Source organism: Modicisalibacter radicis (assembly GCF_900961225.1).
GTDB lineage: Bacteria > Pseudomonadota > Gammaproteobacteria > Pseudomonadales > Halomonadaceae > Modicisalibacter.
In genome coordinates, this window is record NZ_CAAHFN010000089.1 from 1 (window position 1) to 6,778 (window position 6,778).

At 65.3% G+C, this 6,778-nt stretch carries 5 protein-coding genes and 1 rRNA gene; 1 reads left to right on the top strand and 5 read right to left on the bottom strand.

All coding sequences use genetic code 11. The features are described 5' to 3' along the window. From HR9077_RS17020 to grpE, 4 genes are all read right to left on the bottom strand, one after another. The coding region (locus tag HR9077_RS17020; protein WP_168380981.1) for an EamA family transporter at positions 1-519 on the bottom strand (519 nt) is incomplete at its 3' end. An 86-nt stretch (positions 520-605) separates the two neighbouring features. After that, complete coding sequence (dnaJ, locus tag HR9077_RS17025) at positions 606-1,748, bottom strand: molecular chaperone DnaJ (protein WP_136068446.1); 1,143 nt, start codon at positions 1,746-1,748, stop codon at positions 606-608. A gap of 85 nt (positions 1,749-1,833) precedes the next feature. Beyond that, the gene (gene dnaK / locus HR9077_RS17030; protein ID WP_136068447.1) at positions 1,834-3,759 is read right to left on the bottom strand and encodes a molecular chaperone DnaK; all 1,926 of its coding nucleotides are present in this window, start codon (positions 3,757-3,759) and stop codon (positions 1,834-1,836) included. 106 nt (positions 3,760-3,865) lie between these two features. Next, positions 3,866-4,507 carry a nucleotide exchange factor GrpE gene (grpE, locus tag HR9077_RS17035; protein WP_136068449.1) on the bottom strand — a complete coding sequence of 214 codons (642 nt, stop codon included), beginning with the start codon at positions 4,505-4,507 and terminating at the stop codon, positions 3,866-3,868. A gap of 191 nt (positions 4,508-4,698) precedes the next feature. On the opposite strand from grpE, the gene recN reads away from it, so the two are divergent. After that, positions 4,699-6,372 (top strand): DNA repair protein RecN, encoded by a 1,674-nt coding sequence (recN, locus tag HR9077_RS17040; protein WP_136068451.1) that lies wholly within the window; start codon positions 4,699-4,701, stop codon positions 6,370-6,372. A gap of 314 nt (positions 6,373-6,686) precedes the next feature. Here the strand turns inward: recN and rrf are convergent. Next, positions 6,687-6,778 (bottom strand): 5S ribosomal RNA (gene rrf / locus HR9077_RS17045); the annotation flags it as partial.

Here is a 6,778-nt window from a genome sequence, read left to right on the forward strand (position 1 = left end):
GCTCAGCACCGGATAGAGCGCCGAGGCGATGCAGCCGACGAAGAATATCGCTTCGCCGCGCCCGAAGCGCAGCGTCGTCCAGGCGCCGCCGGATTCCGCCCAGGCCAGCGCCAGCGCGCCCAGCGCCCCCAGCAGCAGGATCGACGGCAGCCGCCAGGCCAGCCGCTCGACGCGCAGCGCCAGGCCCAGGCAGTAAGCCAGCAAGGGCACGCTGACGAACAGCGTCGCCATCGATACCGCCGAGGCGCGATGCGCCGCCCAGAACATCGCCCCGAAGAACCCCGTCAGACACAGTCCCATCAGCGCATACAGCAGCAACCCCGAGCTGCCGGGGCGCAGCGAAGGAGCGTGGCGAACCAGCGGCCAGAGCGCCAGCGCGGCGATCGCGAAACGGATCGCGGTCAGCAACAAGGGGGGCAGCCCCTCGCCGATCAGCCCCACGGCAGGAAACGACAGGCCGACCAGCAGCGCCCATAGCAACATGCCTATATGCGCGTGCGCCGCGCTGCGATCCGACATCGTGGATAGCCTCCATCCCGTTACACAACAAGACCCCGGCATGCCAGCACGCCGGGGTCCCGAATTAGCCAACATTCGCAGGATGGCTACGGCTTCATATCCTCGAAGAACTTCTTGACGCCATCGAAGAAGCTCGACTTCTTGGGCGAATGATGGCTGTTGCTGCCGTCCAGGCTGTCCTGGAACTGACGCAGCAGGTTCTTCTGCTCGTCACTGAGCTTGACCGGTGTCTCCACCAGCACCTTGCACAGCAGATCGCCGGCAGGGCCGCCGCGGACCGGCTTGACGCCCTTGCCACGCAGCCGGAACAGCTTGCCGGTCTGGGTCTCGGGCGGAATCTTGAGCTTGACCCGGCCCTCCAGCGTCGGCACCTCGAGCTCGCCGCCCAGCGCCGCATCGACGAAGTTGATCGGCACCTCGCAGTGCAGGTGGCGGCCGTCGCGCTCGAAGATCGGGTGCGGCTTGATCGCCACCTGAACGTAGAGATCGCCCTCCGGACCGCCATTGGCGCCGGCCTCGCCTTCGCTGTTGAGGCGAATGCGATCGCCGGTATCGACGCCGGCGGGGATCTTCACCGACAGCGTGCGGGTCTCGCGCACCCGGCCATCGCCATGGCACTCGCGGCACGGCACCTTGATGCTTTCACCGGCGCCATGACAGGTCGGGCAGGTCTGCTGCACGGCGAAGAAGCCTTGCTGCATCCGCACCTGACCCATACCGTGACAGGTCGGGCAGGTCTCCTTGGTGGAGCCCGGCTCGGCGCCGCTGGCATTGCAATGCCCACAAGGCACGTGCCGCGGTACGCGGATATCGACGGTAGTGCCGGTCACGGCGTCCTCGAGATCGAGCTCGAGGTTGTAGCGCAGGTCGGCGCCACGCTGCGGCGCGTTGGGATTGCGCCGACCGCCGCCCCCGCCGAAGATATCGCCGAACACGTCACCGAAGATGTCGCTGAAGCCACCGGCCCCGGCGCCGCCGCCAAAGCCGCCGCCACCGGCCTGACCGTCGACCCCGGCATGGCCGAACTGGTCGTAGGCGGCACGCTTCTCGTCGTCGGTCAGCACTTCGTACGCTTCGGAAACCTCGCGAAATTTCTCTTCCGCAGAGTCGTCATCCGGATTGCGGTCCGGATGGTATTTCTGGGCGAGCCGTCGGTAGGCCTTCTTGATCTCTTTCTGATCGGCCCCGCGCTCGACGCCCAGTACCTCGTAATAATCGCGCTTGGACATGGATCTAGTCCGCCTCCGTGTCGGTCACGGAAACAGCGACGCGGGAGTCATGCCCCCGCGCCGCCGTGGTCCGTGGTGTCAGCCGTTAGCGTTTTTTCTGCTCGTCGTTGACTTCTTCGTACTCGGCGTCGACCACGTCATCTTCCGGCTTCTTGGCGTCGCCTTCGGCCTGTTCGCCCTGGCCCGCTTCGGCCTGCTCGGCGTACATTTTCTGGGCCAAGGCGCCGGAGGCTTCGGTGAGCGCGTCCAGCTTGGCCTGGATGGCCTCCTGGTCGTCGCCCTTGAGCGCCTCCTCGAGTTCGCCGATGGCGCTCTCGATCTTCTGCTTCTCCTCGTCGGTGGCCTTGTCGCCGGCCTCGTCGAGGGTCTTGCGGGCGGCGTGGATCATGCCGTCGGCCTGGTTGCGCAGCTGGACCAGTTCCTCGAACTTCTTGTCCTCGGCGGCATGCGCCTCGGCGTCCTGGACCATCTGCTCGATCTCTTCGTCGGTCAGGCCGCTGGAGGCCTTGATGACGATCGACTGTTCCTTGCCGGTGGCCTTGTCCTTGGCGGACACGTTGAGGATGCCGTTGGCGTCGAGGTCGAACGCGACCTCGATCTGCGGCACGCCGCGCGGCGCCGGCGGAATGTCGGCCAGGTCGAAGCGGCCCAGCGACTTGTTCTGGCCGGACTGCTTGCGCTCACCCTGCAGCACGTGAATGGTCACCGCCGTCTGGTTGTCATCCGCGGTCGAGAAGGTCTGGGTCTTCTTGGTCGGGATGGTGGTGTTCTTCTCGATCAGCGGGGTCATCACGCCACCCAGCGTCTCGATGCCCAGCGTCAGCGGGGTCACGTCGAGCAGCAGCACGTCCTTGACGTTGCCGCCGAGCACGCCGCCCTGGATCGCCGCGCCCACGGCCACGGCCTCGTCCGGGTTGACGTCCTTGCGGGCGTCCTTGCCGAAGAACTCGGCGACCTTGGCCTGAACCATCGGCATGCGCGTCTGGCCACCGACCAGGATCACGTCGTCGATCTCGGCATTGGACAGGCCGGCATCGGCCAGCGCGGTCTTGCACGGCCCCAGCGACTGCTTGACCAGTTCCTCGACCAGCGACTCGAGCTTGGCCCGGGTGATCTTGACGTTGAGGTGCTTGGGCCCGGTGTTGTCGGCGGTGATGTACGGCAGATTGACTTCGGTCTGCTGTGCGGCCGAAAGCTCGATCTTGGCCTTCTCGGCGGCTTCCTTGAGACGCTGCATGGCGAGGTTGTCGCCGGACAGGTCGATGCCGCTGTCGGCCTTGAACTGATCGACCAGGTAGTTGATCAGCTTGAGGTCGAAGTCCTCGCCGCCCAGGAAGGTGTCGCCGTTGGTGGCCAGCACCTCGAACTGGGTCTCGCCGTCGACGTCGGCCACTTCGATGATCGAGATATCGAAGGTACCGCCGCCCAGGTCATAGACGGCGATGGTCTTGTCACCGCGCGCCTTGTCCATGCCATAGGCCAGCGCGGCCGCGGTCGGCTCGTTGATGATGCGCTTGACCTCGAGCCCGGCGATGCGCCCGGCGTCCTTGGTGGCCTGGCGCTGGGAATCGTTGAAATAGGCCGGCACGGTGATCACCGCTTCGGTCACTTCCTCACCGAGATAGTCCTCGGCGGTCTTCTTCATCTTCTTCAGCACTTCGGCGCTGACCTGCGGCGGCGCCAGCTTCTTGCCGTTGACCTCGACCCAGGCATCGCCGTTGTCGGCTTCGGCGATCTTGTAGGGCACCATCTTGATGTCCTTCTGGACCACATCGTCCTTGAAGCGACGCCCGATCAAACGCTTGATGGCATACAGCGTGTTGTTCGGGTTGGTGACCGCCTGACGCTTGGCCGCCTGGCCAACCAGCGTCTCGCCGTCATCGGTATAGGCGATGATCGACGGCGTGGTGCGCGCGCCTTCGGCGTTTTCGATGACTTTGGGCTTGTCGCCGTCGAGCACGGCGACACAAGAGTTGGTGGTACCCAGGTCAATACCTATGATGCGTCCCATGTAAAACACCTCGAAAATCGTTGCTTGCCAATCCGTGCGGCAGCGATGCCGCGTCTTTGTCGTCTATGTGGGGGCTCGACCGCGCCTTTCAAGGGCTGGCGTCGATTCATCCCCCGTTCGCCGCCTGGCTGACTACCACCATGGCCGGACGTACCAGGCGACCGTTGAGCAGATAACCCTTCTGCATCACTTCGATGACCGAGTTCGGTTCGACATCGGGGTTGGGCACCATGGCCATGGCTTCGTGGTACTGCGGATCGAACGGCTCGCCCTGCGGCTCGATCGCCTCGACGCCGAACTTGCCCAGGGTGTCGAGTTGCAGCTTGAGGGTCATCGAGACACCTTCACGATGCACTTCGCTGGCCTCCTCGCCCATCGACTCGAGCGCCTTCTCCAGGCTGTCGACCACCGGCAGCAGTTCCTTGACGAACTTTTCCAGCGCGAACTTGCGCGCCTTGTCGATATCCTGCTCGGCGCGGCGACGCACGTTCTGCGCCTCGGCGGCCTCGCGCAGCGCCTGATCCTTGGCTTCGGTCAGCGCCTGCTCGAGCTCCTCGACCCTGGCCGCCAGTACATCGGCTTCGGGATCGGCCATGGCCTCGGCGTCGGCTTCCGACTCGTTACCCGCGGCTACCTCGCTGGCATCCGCCTCGTCGAGCTGGCCCTCGACCGGATCCTGCTGAGGTTCGGCGTCCTGATCGGCGCGTTCGAGTTCTTCATCCAGCGGCGTCTGGGGATCTTTGGCCATGTCGCTCTCCTGAAATCGACCCGTGGCACGATGGCCACAGGCGTTGTCGGTTTGCTCACCTATATGGGGATGCCGTGGACGATCTCAAGGCATGCAAGCCACCCGACGAAGGATTGCAGCGCCACCACGAGCTACTGTATAAACACACAGACCCATTTCATCTACGCGCCGGATCCCACCCGGAGGTGGCCATGCTGGTACAACTCGCCATTCGTGATTTCGCCATCGTCGACACACTAGACCTCGACCTGCAGGCCGGCATGACCGCCATCACCGGCGAGACCGGCGCCGGCAAGTCGATCCTGCTCGACGCCCTGGGGCTGTGCCTGGGCGAACGCGCCGACGCCGGCAGCGTTCGTCATGGCACCAGGCGCGCCGACCTCAGTGCACGCTTCGACATAGCACACCTGCCCGAAGCCCAGGCCTGGCTCGAGGAGCGGGAGCTGCCCGTCGAAGATTGTCTGCTGCGACGTGTGGTCACCGCCAGCGGACGCTCCAAGGCATGGATCAACGGCCAGCCCTGTACCATCGGCGATCTCAAGGCGCTCGGCGATCACCTGATCGAGATCCATGGCCAGCACGCCCATCAGGCGCTGTTGCGCGAAGAAACCCACCGACGCCTGCTCGACGACTTCGCCGGACTGGCCGAAGCGGTTGGCGAGCTGGGAGCGACATACCGTCACTGGCAGGAACTGCGGCGCCGACTCAAGCGTCTGGCCGACACCAGCGACGAGCTGCAGGCACGCCGGCAGTTGCTCCGTTACCAGGTCGAGGAACTCGATCAGCTGGCCCTGGCGGAAGACGAACTGCAAACCCTGGAGCACGATCAGGAAGCGCTCGCCCATGCCGAACAGACACTCAGCGATACCCAGTTCGCCGTCGACTGCTGCGAGGACGACGAGGGTGGCGTCCTGCACCTTTTGCACCAGGCGCTGGCACGCCTCGAGGTCTTGCCCGGTGCCGAGCGTGGTGGACTAGCCGAGGCTCGTGGCATGCTCGGCGACGCACGCATCCAGGTCGAAGAAGCCGCCCGCGAGTTGCGTCACTTCGCCGACAGCACCGAACTCGATCCCGAGCGCCTGGCGCATGTCGAGCAACGCCTTGGTGAAGTCCACCGTATCGCGCGCAAGCATCACGTCATGCCCGACGAACTGACCGCCCTGCACACCCGCCTGCGCGAGGAACTGGCCACCCTGGAAGGCGGCGATCATGACCTGGACGCCTTGACCGCCGAAGTGACCGAGACGCGAGACCGGTATCGCGCCCAGGCTCGCGCCATCGGCGATGCCCGCCGCCAGGCGGCGACGGCCTTCGCCGAAGAGGTTCAAGCGCAATTGGGTTTCCTGGCAATGGGCAAGGCTCACTTCGCGGTCGACGTCGAGGCCCGGGAAACGCCCCAGCCCGATGGCATGGAAAGCGTACGCTTCCTGATCAGCGCCAACCCCGGGCAGCCGCCGCGACCGCTTACCAAGGTCGCCTCGGGGGGCGAGTTGTCGCGCATCAGCCTGGCGATTCAGGTGGTCGCCGCCAGTCACAGCACCATCCCCTCGCTGGTCTTCGACGAAGTGGATGTCGGCGTATCCGGGGCCACCGCCGAAATCGTCGGCCAATTGCTGCGCCGCTTGGGCGAAAACGGCCAGGTGATGACCGTCACCCACCTGCCCCAGGTCGCCGCCCAGGCCCATCATCATCTGCATATCGAGAAACAGGCCGAGGAGGACACCACCCAGACCCAGATGGTGCTGCTCGACAGCGCCGGCCGGGTCCGTGAACTGGCGCGCATGCTGGGAGGCGTCAAGCTCTCCGATCGCACTCTCGCCCACGCCCGCGAGATGCTCGACGCCAGTCAGCGCGCCCGCCACTAGCGTCACACAACCCTGTACCGCCTTGCTTCGCTTTTAACCGCGCCGGTGGCTGCTCAAGTCCCGGCGTTTTCATGGCGTATGGCGCTGGCAAGCTGCACGCAGGAGACGAACGGCGCTACACGGAAGGCAAGGCCGTATTCCGCGCATAAAAAAAGCCCCCGAGGTGGCCGGGGGCTTTTGCGTGACGAGGCCTGACGAGGGGCGGGACGACCACTCGTCGGGCGGCGCTCCGTCGGGCGGCGCTCCGCGACGCTTCAGGGGAAGCCCCGAAACGACAACACCCCCGACCACTGGCCGGGGGTGTCGAAATAAATGCCTGACGATGACCTACTCTCGCATGGGGAAGCCCCACACTACCATCGGCGCTGAGCGGTTTCACTGCTGAGTTCGGCATGGGGTCAGGTGG

Bases quoted from the DNA above. Each gene is read 5' to 3' on its own strand.
- dnaK (WP_136068447.1), bottom strand. From the start codon at position 3,759: ATGGGACGCATCATAGGTATTGACCTGGGTACCACCAACTCTTGTGTC.
- grpE (WP_136068449.1), bottom strand. From the start codon at position 4,507: ATGGCCAAAGATCCCCAGACGCCGCTGGATGAAGAACTCGAACGCGCC.
- recN (WP_136068451.1), top strand. From the start codon at position 4,699: ATGCTGGTACAACTCGCCATTCGTGATTTCGCCATCGTCGACACACTA.
- dnaJ (WP_136068446.1), bottom strand. From the start codon at position 1,748: ATGTCCAAGCGCGATTATTACGAGGTACTGGGCGTCGAGCGCGGGGCC.